The 15,069-nt window shown below is 43.4% G+C and carries 15 protein-coding genes; 8 read left to right on the top strand and 7 right to left on the bottom strand.

The window, feature by feature from the left end:
- Window positions 1-167: 167 nt before the first annotated feature.
- Window positions 168-605, bottom strand: a complete 438-nt coding sequence (gene azu, locus LDO37_RS04505; protein WP_126607858.1) for an azurin — start codon at window positions 603-605, stop codon at window positions 168-170.
- Between the two features lie 414 nt (window positions 606-1,019).
- Here azu and LDO37_RS04500 point away from each other — a divergent pair, with 414 nt between their 5' ends.
- Window positions 1,020-1,526, top strand: a complete 507-nt coding sequence (locus LDO37_RS04500) for a Fe3+-citrate ABC transporter substrate-binding protein (RefSeq protein ID WP_101113444.1) — start codon at window positions 1,020-1,022, stop codon at window positions 1,524-1,526.
- 63 nt (window positions 1,527-1,589) lie between these two features.
- Here LDO37_RS04500 and gltX read toward each other — a convergent pair whose 3' ends face one another.
- Both gltX and LDO37_RS04490 read right to left on the bottom strand, forming a co-directional pair.
- The gene (gltX, locus tag LDO37_RS04495) at window positions 1,590-3,017 is read right to left on the bottom strand and encodes a glutamate--tRNA ligase (protein WP_126607859.1); all 1,428 of its coding nucleotides are present in this window, start codon (window positions 3,015-3,017) and stop codon (window positions 1,590-1,592) included.
- 126 nt (window positions 3,018-3,143) lie between these two features.
- Window positions 3,144-3,479, bottom strand: a complete 336-nt coding sequence (locus tag LDO37_RS04490; protein ID WP_101113442.1) for a DUF2834 domain-containing protein — start codon at window positions 3,477-3,479, stop codon at window positions 3,144-3,146.
- Window positions 3,480-3,599: 120 nt separating this feature from the next.
- Between LDO37_RS04490 and LDO37_RS04485 the strand changes: the two genes are divergently transcribed.
- The gene (locus LDO37_RS04485; protein ID WP_126607860.1) at window positions 3,600-6,326 is read left to right on the top strand and encodes a copper-translocating P-type ATPase; all 2,727 of its coding nucleotides are present in this window, start codon (window positions 3,600-3,602) and stop codon (window positions 6,324-6,326) included.
- Between the two features lie 20 nt (window positions 6,327-6,346).
- The gene (locus LDO37_RS04480) at window positions 6,347-6,790 is read left to right on the top strand and encodes a DUF411 domain-containing protein (RefSeq protein ID WP_126607861.1); all 444 of its coding nucleotides are present in this window, start codon (window positions 6,347-6,349) and stop codon (window positions 6,788-6,790) included.
- A gap of 96 nt (window positions 6,791-6,886) precedes the next feature.
- Here the strand turns inward: LDO37_RS04480 and LDO37_RS04475 are convergent, their stop codons facing one another.
- The 3 genes from LDO37_RS04475 to LDO37_RS04465 form a co-directional block, all read right to left on the bottom strand.
- Window positions 6,887-8,476 carry an AbgT family transporter gene (locus tag LDO37_RS04475; protein WP_101113439.1) on the bottom strand — a complete coding sequence of 530 codons (1,590 nt, stop codon included), beginning with the start codon at window positions 8,474-8,476 and terminating at the stop codon, window positions 6,887-6,889.
- A 220-nt stretch (window positions 8,477-8,696) separates the two neighbouring features.
- The gene (gene ykgO / locus LDO37_RS04470; RefSeq protein ID WP_004401614.1) at window positions 8,697-8,840 is read right to left on the bottom strand and encodes a type B 50S ribosomal protein L36; all 144 of its coding nucleotides are present in this window, start codon (window positions 8,838-8,840) and stop codon (window positions 8,697-8,699) included.
- On the bottom strand, window positions 8,840-9,115 hold the full coding sequence (locus LDO37_RS04465; protein ID WP_101113438.1) for a type B 50S ribosomal protein L31: 276 nt from the start codon (window positions 9,113-9,115) through the stop codon (window positions 8,840-8,842). The genes ykgO and LDO37_RS04465 overlap by 1 nt, the downstream gene beginning before the upstream one ends.
- Window positions 9,116-9,248: 133 nt before the next feature.
- On the opposite strand from LDO37_RS04465, the gene tsaA reads away from it, so the two are divergent.
- The 5 genes from tsaA to LDO37_RS04440 all read left to right on the top strand — a co-directional run bounded on the left by tsaA (window position 9,249) and on the right by LDO37_RS04440 (window position 13,206).
- A complete protein-coding gene (gene tsaA, locus LDO37_RS04460) occupies window positions 9,249-9,947 on the top strand; it encodes a tRNA (N6-threonylcarbamoyladenosine(37)-N6)-methyltransferase TrmO (protein ID WP_126607862.1) in 699 nt (232 codons plus the stop codon).
- A 126-nt stretch (window positions 9,948-10,073) separates the two neighbouring features.
- Window positions 10,074-11,789 (top strand): proline--tRNA ligase, encoded by a 1,716-nt coding sequence (locus tag LDO37_RS04455; protein ID WP_126607863.1) that lies wholly within the window; start codon window positions 10,074-10,076, stop codon window positions 11,787-11,789.
- Window positions 11,790-11,929: 140 nt separating this feature from the next.
- On the top strand, window positions 11,930-12,607 hold the full coding sequence (locus LDO37_RS04450; RefSeq protein WP_126607864.1) for a tellurite resistance TerB family protein: 678 nt from the start codon (window positions 11,930-11,932) through the stop codon (window positions 12,605-12,607).
- Window positions 12,608-12,808: 201 nt separating this feature from the next.
- Window positions 12,809-13,015: a YaeP family protein gene (locus tag LDO37_RS04445; protein WP_101113434.1), complete on the top strand. Its 207-nt coding sequence runs from the start codon at window positions 12,809-12,811 to the stop codon at window positions 13,013-13,015.
- A complete protein-coding gene (locus LDO37_RS04440) occupies window positions 13,015-13,206 on the top strand; it encodes a DUF4250 domain-containing protein (RefSeq protein WP_126607865.1) in 192 nt (63 codons plus the stop codon). Before LDO37_RS04445 ends, LDO37_RS04440 begins: the two co-directional genes overlap by 1 nt.
- Before the next feature lie 141 nt (window positions 13,207-13,347).
- Here the strand turns inward: LDO37_RS04440 and LDO37_RS04435 are convergent, their stop codons facing one another.
- Window positions 13,348-14,697, bottom strand: a complete 1,350-nt coding sequence (locus LDO37_RS04435) for a sodium-dependent transporter (RefSeq protein ID WP_126607866.1) — start codon at window positions 14,695-14,697, stop codon at window positions 13,348-13,350.
- Between the last annotated feature and the right edge of the window lie 372 nt (window positions 14,698-15,069).

Raw genomic sequence — 15,069 nt, 5'->3', positions numbered from 1 at the left:
TATTTATATTTGTTGACTAAAAATACAGATCGGCGTCAGCAAGCTCAACATGTTGAATATTGTATTTTTGAAATTTGAGAATGGAGTCGCTTGCTTGGTTGAACCAGCAGTCATAACTAGCTTATCGGGAAAGGCAGCAAATTCATTTTGCCACCTTTTTATATGACCTACTCTACTTTCAATGAGCCTTTCATAATTGCCCAGTGTCCTGGGAATGAACAAAAGAACGTTAGATCTTTGCCTTTTAGTTCGGCTGTAGAGAAAGTAACGGACGTGCTTTCACCGCCGCCAATGATTTTTGTTGCAGCCAGTACGTGCTTGTCACCAGGAGGAACGTAATTATTGTCCAGCCCTGCTTTTGCGGAATCCAACGCCAAGGGTTGGAAGTTTGCGGTTTCGGTCAATACCCAATTATGCCCCATGACTGCGGAAGCCAAGCTGCCTACATGTTTTAAATCAACGGTAAAGGATTCACAGCTGGAAGGGACACTAATTGCTTTGGTGTTGAACTGCATGGCATCGGTTGCTTCGACGGTTACTTGACAAGGGTTTGCCAGCGCACTGAATGAAAACAGTCCGAGGAAAGCGATGAGTAACTTCTTCATTTTGGGGGCTCCTTAACTTTTCTAATCTATGTTTTATTTATTGATAACAACACTCATTATCAAGCTTCATTTAAGCATAGTGAAATATAAGGTAATAGAGGTTTAGATCATTAAATATACGACTATATATGGATATTTTCCGTACAAAGGTCTGAAAAACATTCATAGAATAAGAGATCAACTGTATATAAAGCTCAATTATTAAACTCGTTACCGATGGGATCTTGATTCATATATAGAGAAAGTTGACAGAAATGATTAAAAATTTCTGATTTGCTTCGTTCATAAGATCCTTGAATCACTTCTAATGTAAAAATGTGACTGGGGTGCCGTGTGAGTTGCGACGCTCTTCAAACTAGTGACAAATTCTTCTATTCTTTTCGCCAAGTAACAAACATATCAATTTCGTCCTTTATGAAGAAAAGCAGCCTAACAACGAGTACCGGGCACAGGTTTATTTCTAAAAGCAAAACTGCATTTAAAATACACATCCACACCCCAGATGACACTGTAATGCATCGCTCTGTGGGGTTTGTGCGCATTGGTGAAAAGAAAGGTTTGAAAAAAGCCATCAAACTACGCAATGAACTTGGTAGAGAAATGTGGGGGAAATTTTGGCGTCGCTTGTTAAAAGACCCATACTTAATGACACGCTTACCCCACAGTGTGGAACCTGTCATTGTTTATAAGCCGAACCCAACAAAATCCGACCCTGAACATCGGGATGCGTGTTATTTGGCAAAATGGCGAGAATTCAATGAAAGCGGCGAGTACAAATACAAAACCAAAGTCTGCTCTATTAACAAGCACGGTAAACTTGCTGCTTATACGCAAACTAAAAAAGCGTTACTTGAAGCACACAAAAACAATATCGAAATTCTGACCTATATGGGTCGTCTTAACAGTATTGATCTCAAGTAAATATTGATTCAACACGATCAAAAAAGGCTGCATACGCAGCCTTTTACTTTCTGTTTTCGCCGATTATGCGTTGGCTTCGCGCTCAGCGATGAACTCTAGTGCCATCTTGATACGAGCAATAACGCGCTCTTTGCCAATCAACTCCATAACTGCATCAACAGATGGAGACTGACCGCCGCCCGTTACCGCAACACGCAGTGGCATACCGATCTTGCCCATGCCGATTTCAAGCTCTTCACAAACAGCCGCGATAACACCTTCTTTGATGTTCGCTGTTGTCCAGTCTTCAAGCGCTTCAACTTTTGCCAATGCCAACTCTAGTGGACCTTTCGCTACACCGCGTAGGTGTTTCTTCGCCGCACCCGCTTCAAACTCAGAAAAGTCTTCGTAGAAGTAACGAATTTGTTCTGCAAGTTCTACCAACGTATTGCAGCGCTCACCAACCAAAGTGATAACACTTGTAATGGCTGGACCATTTTCAGTGCTTAAGTTTTGATTCTCTAGGTGCCACTGAAGGTGCTCTGCTACGTATGCAGGATCAGACGTTTTAATGTAATGGTTATTCAACCAATGCAGTTTTTCAGTGTTAAATGCTGAAGCCGATTTAGAAATCGCGTCAAGGCTAAACAGCTTAATCATTTCTTCTTGTGAGAAAATCTCCTGATCGCCATGAGACCAGCCAAGGCGAACAAGGTAGTTGTTCAACGCATTTGGAAGGTAACCTTCGTCGCGGTATTGCATTACAGAAACTGCACCATGACGTTTTGACAGTTTTGCTCCATCGTCACCCAGAATCATTGCGCAATGAGCAAACGTAGGAACTGGTGCACCCAACGCTTCATAAATGTTAATTTGACGAGGGGTATTGTTGATGTGGTCTTCACCACGAACAACATGTGTAATACCCATATCCCAATCGTCAACAACAACAACAAAGTTATATGTTGGCGAACCATCGGTACGGCGAATGATAAGATCATCCATTTGATCATTACTGATTTCGATACGACCACGGATTTGGTCATCAAAAACAACACTTCCTTCTTTTGGATTGCGGAAGCGTACTACACATGGTTCACCGTCTTTCGCGGCTTCATTTGCAGCTTTAATTTTTGGGTGATTTGCATCGTAACGAGGCATTTCTTTATTTGCTTCTTGTTCTTCACGAATCTCGTCAAGAAGCTCTTTCGATGCATAGCACTTGTAAGCTTTATCTTCAGCGAGCAACTTATCTACTTGCTCGTTGTAACGATCAAAACGCTTAGACTGGAAGTAAGGACCTTCATTCCACTCTAAACCAAGCCATTTCATACCTTCTAGAATCGCATCAACGGCTTCCTGAGAGTTACGCTCCAAATCGGTATCTTCGATACGCAGAACGAATTCGCCGCCCTGATTCTTTGCAAATAACCAAGAGTAAAGTGCAGTACGCGCACCACCGACATGCAGATAGCCTGTTGGGCTAGGAGCAAAACGAGTTTTAACCGTCATGGGATTTCCTTTGGGTGTTTAAAAGCGGCACCCAATAGGGTACCGCGTAAATAAGGATAAAAATTGGCGACATTTTAACACCCAATTGCAATTGTACAATGGGGAAAAATGAAGATGAATGGCGAGTTAAGACGTGCTTTGGAGTGCCATTTGAGTTTCTTGGTGCATCTCACGAAGTAGAAGGTACAAAGGCAACCCAAGAGATACTCCCACAAGGCACGTACCCAAAATGGGTTTCCAAGGTTGTGTAAAGCCAATTTTTTTACTGTCGTACAATATAAATCCAATAAGAACAGCCGCAGAAATCAATACGTCCAACCACGCAAATAACCCTATTTTATTGCTGTTGATGTGCTCGATGATGAGAGAAATTGAAAAACCAAACTCTCCGAGCCAAGAGAGCAAGGCTGAGTAAGGAACCACAGTCCCTACAATGCACGCTACCAAATAAAAACCTTTCATACTGCCTCCTGATATCCATATGGGAGAAATCCATTCCCAGAAAATATGTAACGCTTGTTGACCTTCCCCTTGATGGAAGGTTTATGCTCAGCACTCATCAAAAATCTGACGAGAAGCGCTATGACCGACTACTCCATCTCACTACACGGGCTGAACTGCATGGGGTGTGCAAAGAAAGTAGAAAAAGTTTTGCTCAAAATCCCAGACACATCCGTGATATCAATTGATAAAGACCAAGTCAATCTTGTTAGCTCAGCTCCGTTAAGTACGCTCTTTCTTTCAATTGAAAGTTTAGACTATCAAGCAGGAGCCCAAACTGAGGTTACGCTATCCGGTTTAAATTGTGGGAAATGTGTTAAGAAATTAGAGCAAGAATTTGCACAACATTCTCACATTGCGCGCTTTGAAGTAACAAAAACGAAGGCCACTGTCGTTGGTCTATTAAGTGAACACGACATCGTAGAGATTGTTGAAAACACAGGCTACTCCGCCTCTCCATTTAAGAACCAAGATACGGTTGATGTTGATAGTGAATCAGATAGCAACGCTTTGGAAGAAGAGAGTCAAAGAGAGGATATCTCACAAAACCTTTCATCCCTATCCAAACTGCACACGGAATCAGAAGCCCTTAACACAATTCAACTAACGCTGACCGGATTGACCTGCGCGAGCTGTGTCTCTTCTGTCGAAAAAGCGCTAATGAACGTCGATGCAGCTCAAAAGGTACAAGTAAACCTCGCAGAACAATCTGCATTAGTTTTTGTTCATGACAATTCGAGCGACACCAGTGAAAAACTGATCCATTCCGTTAAAAATGCTGGTTACGGTGCCGAAGTGGTAACCAACGAACAAGATCGACGAGAACACCAAGCGTTGTTATCAGCTCAAATTATGACGCATCACAAAAAGGCGTCTCTGCTTTCACTCTCTATCGGTGCACCGCTGATGTTATGGGGCGTTTTGGGCGGCAACATGATGATTCGCCATACGCAAGATCAATGGGTATGGGGTGTTATAGGGTTATTGTGTTTATGGCTCCTCGCTGTTCCAGGCAAGCATTTCTTCGTTAATGCATGGAAATCGCTGCAACACAAACGCGCGACCATGGATACTTTGGTCGCGCTAGGTACGGGGGCTGCTTGGCTGTTTTCTATGATCGTCGTTCTTTTTCCTGAGTGGCTTCCCCCGGCTTCGCGACATGTGTACTTCGAAGCCAGTGCCATGATCATTGGTTTAATTTCGTTAGGTCATTTTATAGAAGCCAAAGCAAAGGCAAAAACCACCCGCTCACTCGAAGCATTGATAAACTTGCAACCCGAGACCGCGATCGTCATTCATGCTGATGGTTCAGAAAAAGAGGCGCCGCTTCAGTCTGTTATAAAAGGCATGAAGCTGCGCATCCAACCGGGCGCAAAAATTCCCGTCGACGGAGTCATTGTCCAAGGTGAAAGCTACATTGATGAATCGATGTTAACAGGTGAACCGGTTCCCAAAGCAAAGAAAGTTCAAGACACGATATCCGCAGGCACACTCAACCAAGATGGATCCTTAGTCATTGAAGCGACGACCATCGGGGAAAACACTATGCTTGCTCGTATCGTCTCTCTCGTTCGTCAAGCGCAAAGCAGTAAACCACAAATAGCCAAACTTGCCGACTCCATTTCAGCCGTTTTTGTTCCTATCGTCGTATCCATCGCAATAGGAGCGTCATTGATTTGGTTTGCAGTTGGTCCTGACCCTAAAGCCAGCTACATGCTCATTGTGGCGACCACGGTTCTTATTATTGCCTGCCCTTGCGCCCTAGGGCTTGCCACCCCTCTTTCCGTTACGGTTGGTATAGGTAAAGCTGCTGAAATGGGTGTCCTTATCAAAGATGCCGATGTGCTTCAGCAAGCCAGCAAAGTGGATATGGTGGTATTTGATAAAACGGGCACACTGACTGAAGGTCGCCCTAGTGTCGTCAGTGCTCACTACTTGGATAACTGGACACCAGAAAGCTTACTTCCTTTGATATTTACTGTGGAAAACGCTTCAGAACATCCGCTCGCTAAAGCCCTGTGTCAATTCGCAGAAAAGCATCAAAACAGCGAACTTTCTGCTGATCATTTTCAAAACCATCGTGGACTCGGCTTATCTGCGATCGTGAATAATCAGCAAATTGACATTGGTAACCGAAAATTCATTGAAGCTAAAGCAGATTTTCCAAACGTTACTAACCAAATTGAAGGTGAGTTTACCGAAGTATTTGTTCTGGTCGATAACCAAGCAGCGGCCAAGATATTCATTGCAGATGCCATTAAACCTGACGCTAAAAACGCGGTATCTCTACTTCACGAGATGGGAATCAAAGTTGCCATGCTCTCTGGCGATAACACAACTGTAGCCGAATCTGTCGCCAAAGAGCTGAAAATAGATCATGTCATTGCTGATGTGTTACCCGATCAAAAAGCTTCTCACATTCAATCTTTGCAAGCGCAAGGTTTCTCCGTTGCGATGGTGGGTGACGGTATAAATGATGCCCCAGCCCTTGCCTTAGCTAATGTCAGTATGGCTATGGGTGGTGGTTCTGATTTAGCCATAGAAAGTGCACAAATGACACTACTGAATGCGTCACCTCTTACGGTTTCGAAAGCCATCAAGCTTTCAAAAGCGACCGTGAGGAATATGAAGCAAAACCTATTTGGCGCCTTTATTTACAACACACTAGGCATTCCTATTGCCGCTGGTGCTCTTTACCCCGCATTTGGATTTTTACTCAGCCCTGTTGTTGCTGGTGCTGCTATGGCACTCTCATCGATCACCGTTGTGAGTAACGCCAACCGCTTGCGATTGTTCGACACAAAATAAACCATAATATGAGGTGAATTATGAAAATCTCCCGCTTAATACTTACACTCGGAATGCTTACATCTGCTTCAGCAATGGCGGCTCAGGTCGTCACCCATAAATCTCCATATTGCGGGTGCTGTTCAGAATGGGTGAAACACATGGAGGAGTCGGGTTTTGATGTGGAAGTAAAAGACCACAAAAACCTTAACCCAGTAAAACAAAAGCTTGGGGTATCTCCAGAGTTAGCCTCATGCCATACCTCAGAAATTCAAGGCTTTGTGTTTGAAGGGCATATCCCTGCAAGTGACATAGAAGCATTTCTAGAAAACCCGCCAAAACAAGCGATGGGGCTCGCCGTTCCAGGAATGCCATTGGGGTCGCCAGGAATGGAATATGGTGATAAAAAAGATCAATACGATGTGTATGCATTCAACAAAAAAGGGCATACCTTTGTGTTTTCTACGCACAACCAAGCCGAATAATCTTGTATAAGTAGGGTTTGTTGCCCGAAATAGGATTAAGTAAAAACAAGAAGCCGAAGCAATTGCTTCGGCTTTCGTTATCAATACAGTTGTTCGTTATGGCGTATAGTAAGTCGCTGCACCAGGACCAACTGGCAAACCAAATACAAATACCCAGATGTAGAACAAGAAGCTCCAACCCACTAAGAAGCAGATCGAGTACGGCAGCATGGTTGCGATAAGCGTACCAATACCTAAGTTCTTCATGTAGCGAGTCGCAACAGCCAAAATCAGACCAAAGTAACTCATCATCGGAGTAATGATGTTCGTTGTTGAATCACCAATACGGTAAGCTGCTTGAATAGTTTCAGGCGCGTAGCCCACCAGCATAAGCATTGGAACGAAGATAGGCGCTGTTACCGCCCACTGAGCAGAAGCAGAACCGATCATCAAGTTGATGAAGCCACACATTAGAATAAATGCGAAGAACAACATAGGACCTGTTAAACCAACGCTCTGCAAGAAGTCTGCACCTGCAACTGCAAATACCTGACCAAAGTTAGTCCACTTAAAGAAAGCAACAAACTGAGCAGCAAAGAACACGAGTACGATGTACATGCCCATTGATGACATAGATTTCGCCATCGCATCGATAACATCGCGATCCGTTTTCATTGTGCCTACAACTTTGCCGTAGACAAAACCTGGAATAGCGAAGAAAACGAAGATAAACGCAACAATACTTTTGAGGAAAGGTGAACCTGCTACTTCACCCGTTACTGGGTTACGTAAAACGCCATTTTCAGGCACGATAGTCCATGCCAGTAAAGCACTCACACCAAGAACAGCAAGGCCAGCCAACTTTAGGCCTTTTTTCTCTTGCGCACTCAGTTTACCCATTTCATCGTTAGACAGATCTTCAGACGCTTCTTCTGAATTGTATTTACCTAGCTTCGGCTCAACAATTTTCTCGGTAACAAATGCACCAGTAATAGAGATAAAGAAGGTAGAAACAAACATGAAGTACCAGTTTGATTCAGGACCAACAGAATACGTTGGATCAATCATTTGCGCCGCGGTTTCAGTAATACCTGAAAGTAACGGATCAACAGTACCGATAAGTAGGTTTGCTGAATAACCACCCGATACACCAGCGAATGCTGCTGCCAAGCCTGCCAAAGGGTGACGACCTAAAGAATGGAATAACATTGCCGCTAGTGGGATAAGTACCACATAGCCAAGTTCTGAAGCGGTATTGGAAATGATACCTGCGAAGACAACCGTGAAGGTTACCATGCGCTTAGAAGCACCCATAACCATGCCACGCATTGCCGCAGAAAGTAAACCTGAGTGTTCAGCAATCGCGACACCCAGCATAGCAACTAAAACGGTTCCTAGCGGTGCAAAACCTACGAAGTTTTTAACGAGATTAGTCACGATAAGTTGTAAACCTTCTGCATTAAGCAGGCTTACAACTTGAATCATACCATCCGCAGCACGACCTTTTGCCCCTTCTGGGCGCGGATCCATTACGGAGACTTCAAAGTACCCCGCAATACCAGACATAACCAGAATAGCGACACAGAATATAGCGAATAAAGTAATCGGATGGGGCAATAGGTTCCCCAAATATTCCACACCATCAAGAAAACGTGTAAACAGTGACTTTTTAGGTGGATATTGTGTATTTGAAGCAGATGAACTCATCTGTTCCCTCCTTGTAGTAATTCCTAACTTTTTTGACACAGCCATCAAAAAAGCACGCGGAGATTACGTCACATGGAGAGCAAATTAAAGTCATAAGTGTTACAAAAAGTGAACTATTAACAAATTTAAAACCAAAATCACGATTTTATTTAAACTAATCATCCAAAAAAATTATACTTTACGACATATCAAATACACAACTAAGAAACTTATTGCATTTCTATTTACGCTTTTTCACTTTTCCCTGAACCGCTTTAAAGCGAGGGTTTGTTTTGCAAATTACGTAAACACGACCACGGCGTTTCACGATCTGGCAATCTGGGTGACGTTGTTTCGCACTTTTCAAAGAACTTAGAACTTTCATTACTCACTTACCTCTTCTTTTGCTACTGATTTCATCCCGCCAAAACGACGGTTAAAGTTAGCCACTCGACCTTCTTTATTAACAACGCGCTGTTTACCCGTATAGAAAGGGTGTGATTCAGACGAAACGTCTAGCGTGTAGTATGGGTAAGTATTGCCATCTTCCCATTCAATGGTGCGATCCGTTTGTAGGGTTGAACCAATCAAAAAGTACTTATCTACACTTGTATCGTGAAATACAACTGTTCTGTAATCAGGATGAATATTCGGTTTCATTTGTTAAACTCCAAAAAATCTTAACCGTTATGTTATAACAAAACATATTGATAACGATTCTCAATTGAGAATGCAAGTTTTTTTTATGTTATGTTCCATTTAGTTCCTGAATTACTACTCTCTATTTCCGACCATGAATCACACTATTTCTCCTATTGGTTTTGTTGAATCCCCATACAAAGAAAAGTTCGCAGTCCCGCGCCAGCCGAGGTTAGCGCCACACTCGACAGCTCGAATTCGTTTATGTGGAAAAGCAAATTCACCTGAAGCAATTAGAGGAATTGAGCAATTTAGCCACGTATGGCTACTTTTCCTGTTTGACCAAAATTTGTCCGGTGGCTGGAAGCCAACTGTTCGTCCTCCACGATTAGGTGGCAACGAAAGAGTCGGCGTATTCGCGTCACGTTCAACATTTCGACCAAACGGAATGGGTATGTCTGCAGTAGAACTAAAAGGCGTAACTAAAGAGGCAGATCAGGTCTATTTGGAACTGGGAAGTGTCGATTTAGTGGATGGCACCCCGATTATGGACATCAAGCCGTATATTCCCTACTCCGACTCGATTCCAAATGCCACTGGCGGTTACGCAGACCAAGAACCAGAAACGTTGGAAGTTAGTTTTCTCGCTGCGGCATATGAGGTAATAGACACTCATCCAAATCGTACGCAAATTTACCAAGTACTCACCGAGGTTCTAGGGCAAGATCCGCGACCTGCATACAAGAAAAAGAAGCAAGATGACAAAGAATATGCGGTAAATTTGTTCGATTTAAACGTGAAATTTACGGTCAACAACAACTTAGTGGCCGTAAGGGCAATTGAACACTTTTGACAATGACAATTGGCTGATATCATAAGCGGCTTAACTGGGGTTATCGCCCCTACATCCTTGAATGGGAAACCTTTACTCCTGCCTACTCCGGCTTGAGTATCTAACTTTGATAAACGGATAAATTTAATGCGTACCAGTAACTATCTTCTTTCTACTCTGAAGGAGACCCCAAACGACGCAGAAGTAGTGAGCCACCAGCTCATGCTACGTGCAGGTATGATCCGTAAGCTGGCTTCAGGTTTGTACACCTGGCTGCCTACTGGTCTACGTGTATTGCGTAAAGTCGAAAACATCGTTCGTCAAGAAATCAACAATGCAGGTGCAGTTGAAACTTTGATGCCCGTTGTCCAGCCGTTTGAACTATGGGAAGAAACAGGCCGCAGCGAAAAGATGGGCGCTGAACTTCTTCGCCTTACTGATCGCCATGAACGTCCGTTTGTACTTAGCCCTACTGCTGAAGAAGTCATTACAAGCCTAGTGCGTAACGAAGTGAATTCTTACAAGCAACTTCCGCTAAATCTGTACCAAATTCAAACTAAGTTCCGTGATGAAAGACGTCCTCGCTTCGGTGTTATGCGTTCACGTGAATTCTCTATGATGGACGCCTACAGCTTCGATATCGATAAAGACGGCTTACAGAAGTCTTACGAAGCCATGCACGACGCCTATTGTAAAGCGTTCGATCGCATGGGCCTTAACTATCGCCCTGTTCTTGCCGATACAGGTGCTATTGGTGGTAACGGTTCTCATGAATTCCACGTTTTGGCAGAAAGCGGTGAAGACCTCATCGCCTTCTCTTCAGAGTCGGATTACGCGGCAAACATTGAAAAAGCAGAGGCACTCGCCCCAGCAACAGAACGTGCAGCGCCAACTCAAGAAATGGCAATGGTGGATACACCAAACGCAAAAACCATTGCAGAACTGGTTGAACAATTTGATCTAGCCATTGAAAAGACGGTTAAGACGCTATTTGTAAAAGCATCTGACGAAGTTGAAGCAGACATCATTGCGCTTATTGTTCGCGGTGACCACGAGCTTAACGAGATTAAAGCGGAAAACCTAGCGCAAGTTGCCTCTCCTTTAGAGATGGCGACTGAAGAAGAAATTCGTGCACTGATTGGAGCGGGTCCTGGTTCTTTAGGTCCAGTTGACCTTGAATTGCCGTTCATCGTCGATCGTACCGTTGCTGCAATGAGCGATTTTGGCGCGGGTGCAAACATTGATGACAAACACTACTTCGGTATTAACTGGGGTCGTGATGTCGAGCTTAGACAAGTCGAAGACCTACGTAACGTTGTCGAAGGCGATCCTAGCCCGTGTGGTCAAGGTACAATTCAGCTGAAGCGCGGTATCGAAGTCGGTCATATTTTCCAGCTAGGTAAAAACTACTCTGAGAAAATGAATTGTGGCGTGCTTGGTCCTGATGGTAAAAATACCATTCTAGAAATGGGTTGTTATGGCATTGGTGTAACTCGTGTTGTTGCTTCTGCAATCGAACAAAACCACGACAAACACGGTATTATTTGGCCGGATGCTATCGCACCATTCCAAGTTGCCATTGTTCCTATGAACATGCACAAATCAGAGCGTGTTAAGGAAGCAGCAGAAAAGCTGTACGCTGAACTAACCGCAGCAGGTATTGAAGTCCTGTTTGACGATCGTAAAGAGCGCCCAGGTGTCATGTTCTCGGATATCGAACTTGTGGGTATCCCTCATACTATCGTTATCGGTGATCGCAGTATGGACGAAGGCAACTTCGAATATAAAAACCGCCGTAAAGGTGAGAAAACTGCTGTTGCGATCGATAGCATCATTGAGCATGTTCAAGCGCAACTCGCCTAAAACGATTCACTGACTTATCGTCAGTTCGAAGCCTTCTAAAAGAGCAACGTTGTTGCTCTTTTTTCTTTTCTTACTACCATTCATCTTTAATTCATATTGAGAAACGTATTCTGTACTTGTTGTTTAAAACGGAGTCGAGTATGGATCTCAAAAGCCTATTAAACCAAGCGCTAAATTCTGATTTGATGAAACAAGGCAGTCAAACTCTTAGCCAAAGTGCACATAGTCTCGGAAACAGTGCACAAAAGCTGGGGCAAGACAAAAGCCAGTTAGCAACATTAGGAGCAGGTGCAGTAGGAGGTGGTTTAATTGGGTTACTCATGGGATCCAAAAAGTCCCGTAAAATGGGGAAGAAAGCACTAGGAGTCGGCAGTGCCGCAGCTCTAGGTGCTTTGGCTTTTAAAGTGTACAACGACTGGCAGAAAAGCCAGCCGGGGAATACTTCCCCTTCTCCCTCACCACAGTTGAGTGAAGATCAACACAGTATTTTAATTCTCAAAGCCATGATAGCCGCTGCAAAAGCGGATGGTCATGTCGATGAACAGGAACAATTAAAAATTCAACAAGCCGTGACTGAGCTTGGAGCGGATGATTCAGTTAACCAATTGGTTCAATCGGAGTTAAACAAACCTCTCGATCCTTCAGACATAGCTCGTTCAGTTTCCAATAAAGAGCAAGCAGCTGAAATCTATCTCGCGTCATTACTTGTCGTTGACGAGCAAAATTTCATGGAAAGAAGTTATTTAAAAGAACTTGCTACCCAGTTAGGGCTTGCTGATGACTTAGTGTTGCAGCTAGAAGCTCAAGTTAATACATAACCGTTTTACTCAGATGGCTCTGTTCCCCCTTTTAGGAGCCATCTGAGACTTTACCCTGCCTTAAAGTGCTCAAATAACAATCACTCCATTCCCCATATTGCGCTAAGACAAACTCATGTTTTAAGTTTGTTTTTTTGTATATTGAGGTCAATATCGTAACTCTGTATATTGACTCCAGTTTTCATTTTCTAGGTAATCTTTATGAAAGTATTCGATTGTTGCGAACTCATTCGTCAGATGTACGCTCAGATTGGCAGTGGTGATCAAGCTTACGTGCCAAACGCGATTGCGTGTTCAATTCGTACCTTTAACGATATAGCATCAGACACAGCCCTTCCTGACGAAGTGCGTGAGAAAGCCGCTTTTGCTGCAGCTAATTTATTGATTTCGGATTTTGAGGACAAATAATGAATTTAGCGAACTACGAATCAATGGACCCCGTCATGCTAATGAGTATTGTGAACATGAAGCTTCGCGATGATTTTGGCGGCGACCTCGACAAGCTTGTTGTGTTTTTTGACATTGATAAAAGCAAGCTGGAAGCAAGATTAGCAACCGCTGGTTTTGACTTTTTACCTGAAGCTGGGCAATTTCGTTAAGCTTACTTCGGCAATTCAAAATACCAGAAACAAGAAGTCTCGTGCCTAATATAAAACCTAGTACTTAAACTAAAACGCCGCTGATATCAGCGGCGTTTTTTGTAGGTATCATTTAAAGGCACATCAATCAACCGATAACCTTTAACCAAATGACGCCCATATAACTGTCGCCACAAGAATAGGGCAAACAAACTTCACATACGCTGGCCAAATTTTACCGAACCAGCCCAATTGAAAGTCTGGGTTACCGAGTTCAAGCTCTTTAATTTTTGAATGTCGATTCCACACCCACCCACCAAACAGGCAGAACATTAATGCAGCTGTAGGCTGTAAATATTGGGTCGCAACCATGGCTACCAATCCAAACAGCTCACCAAAATTAAACACAATCACGACACTAAACAGTGCAATTAAACCGCCTAATATCCAGCTTGTGGTGCTGCGTTTCGATTCCAAACGTTCACTCACCAAAGCAACTGGGCACTCCAGCATAGAGATAGATGACGTGAGCGCTGCAATCGTAAGAAGTAAGAAGAAAATGATCGCAAATAGCTGACCAAGTAAACCAAGGCTTTCAAACATCAAAGGCAAAACAGTGAAAACTAAGGTATCGGAGCTCAGTAAAGAACCATCTTCTGCATAAATCTGTACGCCTTTTTGCATGGCAACGAACATCGCAGGCAAAACGACTAAACCAGCGATGAAAGCAACTGCGGTATCCACCAGCGTGACATTCATTGCCATTTTGGGCAGGTTTTCTTTTTTACTCAGGTATGAGCCATAGATGAGCATCGAACAGCCACCAATCGTCAGTGAGAAAAAGCCTTGTCCCATTGCCGCAAGAATCAGTTTTCTATCCCAAATTTTTTCGAAGTCAGGAATCAAATAATGCTTAAGCCCTTCTACCGCCCCCGATTGCATCATGATGTAGACGAAAAGCAATGCAAACAAAACAAACAGCGCGGGCATTAATCGAGTCGACCATTTTTCTATCCCCTGCTTAACCCCACCTTGAACAATCAAAATAGTCAGAACATAAAAAACCAATGTTCCAAACAGGTTTCTTTCAACGCTAAAGCCTTTAAACCATTGAGCTACGGACGCAAAACCGAACAGCTCGGTTATCGCCCCCAGTAAGAAACAGATTAACCACCCACCCACGATGGAGTAAAAAGCAAGAACGGCACTCGGTACACTAAGACCAATCCAACCAACCAAACCACCCACCGTTTTTCCAATCGGGTTTCCCGTAAGAGATTTCATACTATCGACAGGGTTGGCTTGACCATGACGCCCTATCGCCATTTCAACAACCAACATAGGAAAAGCCACGACGAGGATCATGAAGAGGTACACCATTAAAAATGCCCCACCCCCATTGCTCGCAGCCTGAGTAGGGAAACCCCATATATTTCCGAGACCTACCGCTGCGCCGGCTGCAGCCAATACGAAACCTAATCTCGAACCAAAATTCTCTCTTGTATTTGCCATACTACGCCACTGACACACTTACGAACTAGTTGGCTAGTACAATAGTGTTTTACAAAAGTAAAAACAAGCAATAGCAGCGGTAATATCCAAACAAAAGCATCAATCACAAACAATTAATCTGCAAATTTAGAATCATGTCGAAAAGTATACTTTCTCTTTTAGTAAAAGCACAAAATACGTCAACGGAACCGAACATAATAAGGAGAGGTGCCTCGAAAACATACTGAAACTCAAGAGCATCAGAATATTTCTCTGTGATATTCAATCTAGTTTTGCAATTAATTCAATATCCTAACAATGACATTGTTTAACTCTCCGTCTAATAAATAGAGACTTTGTGCGTTTATAAATTAAGCACTTTATACCCAAGCA

It is taken from the genome of Vibrio penaeicida, assembly GCF_019977755.1.
Lineage (GTDB): Bacteria > Pseudomonadota > Gammaproteobacteria > Enterobacterales > Vibrionaceae > Vibrio > Vibrio penaeicida.
The sequence above is the reverse complement of the archived record's forward strand: the minus strand, read 5'-3'. Positions and strand labels throughout refer to the sequence as shown.

Coding starts and splice junctions, on each gene's coding strand:
- azu (WP_126607858.1), bottom strand. CDS start 605: ATGAAGAAGTTACTCATCGCTTTCCTCGGACTGTTTTCATTCAGTGCG.
- LDO37_RS04500 (WP_101113444.1), top strand. CDS start 1,020: ATGAAGAAAAGCAGCCTAACAACGAGTACCGGGCACAGGTTTATTTCT.
- gltX (WP_126607859.1), bottom strand. CDS start 3,017: ATGACGGTTAAAACTCGTTTTGCTCCTAGCCCAACAGGCTATCTGCAT.
- LDO37_RS04490 (WP_101113442.1), bottom strand. CDS start 3,479: ATGAAAGGTTTTTATTTGGTAGCGTGCATTGTAGGGACTGTGGTTCCT.
- LDO37_RS04485 (WP_126607860.1), top strand. CDS start 3,600: ATGACCGACTACTCCATCTCACTACACGGGCTGAACTGCATGGGGTGT.
- LDO37_RS04480 (WP_126607861.1), top strand. CDS start 6,347: ATGAAAATCTCCCGCTTAATACTTACACTCGGAATGCTTACATCTGCT.
- LDO37_RS04475 (WP_101113439.1), bottom strand. CDS start 8,476: ATGAGTTCATCTGCTTCAAATACACAATATCCACCTAAAAAGTCACTG.
- ykgO (WP_004401614.1), bottom strand. CDS start 8,840: ATGAAAGTTCTAAGTTCTTTGAAAAGTGCGAAACAACGTCACCCAGAT.
- LDO37_RS04465 (WP_101113438.1), bottom strand. CDS start 9,115: ATGAAACCGAATATTCATCCTGATTACAGAACAGTTGTATTTCACGAT.
- tsaA (WP_126607862.1), top strand. CDS start 9,249: ATGAATCACACTATTTCTCCTATTGGTTTTGTTGAATCCCCATACAAA.
- LDO37_RS04455 (WP_126607863.1), top strand. CDS start 10,074: ATGCGTACCAGTAACTATCTTCTTTCTACTCTGAAGGAGACCCCAAAC.
- LDO37_RS04450 (WP_126607864.1), top strand. CDS start 11,930: ATGGATCTCAAAAGCCTATTAAACCAAGCGCTAAATTCTGATTTGATG.
- LDO37_RS04445 (WP_101113434.1), top strand. CDS start 12,809: ATGAAAGTATTCGATTGTTGCGAACTCATTCGTCAGATGTACGCTCAG.
- LDO37_RS04440 (WP_126607865.1), top strand. CDS start 13,015: ATGAATTTAGCGAACTACGAATCAATGGACCCCGTCATGCTAATGAGT.
- LDO37_RS04435 (WP_126607866.1), bottom strand. CDS start 14,697: ATGGCAAATACAAGAGAGAATTTTGGTTCGAGATTAGGTTTCGTATTG.